Genomic DNA, 1,398 nt, shown 5'->3' on the forward strand with positions numbered 1-1,398 from the left:
GCCCACACATCCGCCTGTTTCCAAAGCCAAATCCTGAATCAGCGGATCAACATAATAATGCGCCACCAAGACCGCGTTTTTCTCCTTCAGCAAAGCCTTGATTTCGTCTTTCAGACGGCCTGCCGTCTCGCGGTCGGGCGTATCGGCAACCTTCGCCCACGCCTGACGGATTTGGCAGGCGGAAGTCGGCGTTTGGATAAGGGGCATATCGTAATCGAAGGAGCGGCGGGCGGCGGTTTGCATGATGTTTCCTTGTAACTGTTTTTCAGACGGCATAAAGGTTTGCCGTCTGTTTTTCAAACTGTTTTTATATTATGCTCAACTTGAGTATAATATGCAAGGTCGTCTGAAAACCGCTTTGGTTTACAATAAGGTTTTCTCTTGAATGAAAGCCACGCATGGATGCCTATCCTGAAACAGCGGTCAATCCGCAAAGTATCGTTGAGCTTGTTCCTGTACTGATCGCCATTACAAACGGCAGCTTGAGGGTTTTGACAGTTGCCCAGGGAGAGTTATTACCCAATGGCTTGCTTGCACCGCTTCGCCACTCCTTGCAGGCAGGGGTCAGAATGTGGGTTGCCAAGCAGACATCACAGCCTATGGGCTATGTAGAACAGCTTTACACGTTTGTGGATACGAGCCGCCAAAATGAACAAGGCCTGCCTGTCTTATACGTCAGCTATCTAGGGCTGGTGCGTGAGGCAGCCGACAACATCCTGCATCCCGATGCGAAATGGCAGGACTGCTACTGCTATTTTCCGTGGGAAGATTTACGTAGCGCCGGTAGGCAACATGAGACCATCGTCAGCCGCCTGCGCATTTGGGCAAACTCGGCGGATACGGAGGAAATGCGCCAAAAGCGGCTCAAGCGCATTCATTTGTGCTGGGGGGTAGAACCGGAAAACTGGTCGGAAGAATACGTTTTGCAACGCTATGAAATGCTGTATGAAAGCGGCCTGATAGCGGAAGCCGCCGAGCCGCAGGCAAACTTTGATTTCGCGCTCACGGGGCAGCCCATGCGCCACGACCATCGCCGTGTACTGGCGACAGCCTTATCCCGCCTACGCGCCAAAATCAAATACCGCCCCGTAATTTTCGAACTGATGCCGCCCGAATTTACACTGCTGCAACTACAAAACAGCGTCGAAGCCATCAGCGGCCGATTGTTGCATAAGCAAAACTTCCGCCGACAGATTCAGCAGCAAAACCTCATCGAGCCGTCGGATACCGGCGTATCGGGCAGTAAAGGCCGTCCCGCGCAGCTTTACCGCTTCCGCGACGACGTCCTGCCCGACAGGCTGATTTCGGACATCGGACTGCCGCTGGGCAGCCGTTAGCCCGTTTTCAGACGACCTATAGTGGATTAACAAAAATCAGGACAAGGCGACGAAGCCGCAG

1 protein-coding gene and 1 pseudogene are annotated in these 1,398 nt (G+C 53.1%); one reads left to right on the forward strand and one right to left on the reverse strand.

Annotated elements, in window-relative coordinates; translation table 11 throughout:
- Positions 1–243, reverse strand: a pseudogene (locus ACTHUT_RS20695) (quinolinate synthase NadA); the annotation flags it as partial.
- 155 nt (positions 244–398) lie between these two features.
- Between ACTHUT_RS20695 and ACTHUT_RS20700 the strand changes: the two are divergent.
- Positions 399–1,337: an NUDIX hydrolase gene (locus ACTHUT_RS20700; RefSeq protein WP_440419684.1), complete on the forward strand. Its 939-nt coding sequence runs from the start codon at positions 399–401 to the stop codon at positions 1,335–1,337.
- Positions 1,338–1,398 lie beyond the last annotated feature (61 nt).

The organism is Neisseria sp. P0022.S010 (assembly GCF_051956635.1).